Source organism: Kineosphaera limosa NBRC 100340 (genome assembly GCF_000298215.1).
GTDB classification, from domain to species: Bacteria; Actinomycetota; Actinomycetes; order Actinomycetales; family Dermatophilaceae; genus Kineosphaera; species Kineosphaera limosa.
Window position 1 is genome coordinate 1 of the sequence record NZ_BAHD01000165.1, and the last position, 829, is coordinate 829.

Annotated in this window: 1 protein-coding gene; it reads left to right on the plus strand. The window is 62.5% G+C overall.

Annotation, left to right across the window (positions count from 1 at the left end):
* On the plus strand, positions 1 to 829 hold an 829-nt coding region (locus KILIM_RS21880), incomplete at both ends, for a sigma-70 family RNA polymerase sigma factor (protein WP_217997163.1).

Sequence of the window (829 nt, forward strand, 5' to 3'; positions counted from 1 at the left end):
CGTGACCGCTTCAGATTTTGTTTCGCCTCCGTCTGCTGGTGTGGATGTTGAGGAGTTGTGTCGGGTTCATCTGCCGTTGGTGCATTTTGAGGTGCGGGCGATCAGTTCGCGTCTGCCGGGTCATGTGTATACGGATGATCTGGTGTCGGCGGGGATGGCTGCGTTGGCGATGGCTGCGCGGAGTTTTGATGCGTCGTTGGGTGTGCCGTTTGGTCGGTATGCGGTGCGGCGGATTCGTGGTGCTCTGTTGGATGAGTTGCGGAGTGCTGATTGGGCGACGCGGAGTCTGCGGAGCAAGGTGCGGCGTCGTGATGCTGTGCATGATGCGTTGGCGGCGGCGTTGGGTCGGCGTCCGACGGATGCTGAGGTGGCGGATCAGATGGGTGTGTCGGTTGCTGAGTTGGAGCGGCTGGAGGCTGATCTGCATTCGTCGGTGGTGTTGCGTCTTGATGTGATTACGGATTCGGTGGGTGCGGATGCGGTGTTGCCGTCGACGTCGGCGACGCCGGAGGCGACGTTGGTGGCGCGGGAGCGTCAGGCGTATCTGCGGGATGCGATTTCGGCGTTGCCGGATCGGTTGCAGGTGGTGGTGCGTGGGTGTTTCTTTGAGGATCGGCCGATGCGTGAGTTGGCGGCTGAGTTGGGTGTGACGGAGTCGCGGATCTCTCAGATGCGGGCTGAGGCGTTGAAGTTGTTGCGGGATGGGATGAATTCGCAGTTGGCGCCGGAGTTGGTGGCTTCGCCGAGCAATGCTGGTGGTGCGGTGGCGCGGCGTAAGGCTGCGTATTACGCCTCGATCGCGGCGCGCACCTCCTTCCGCGACCGCCTG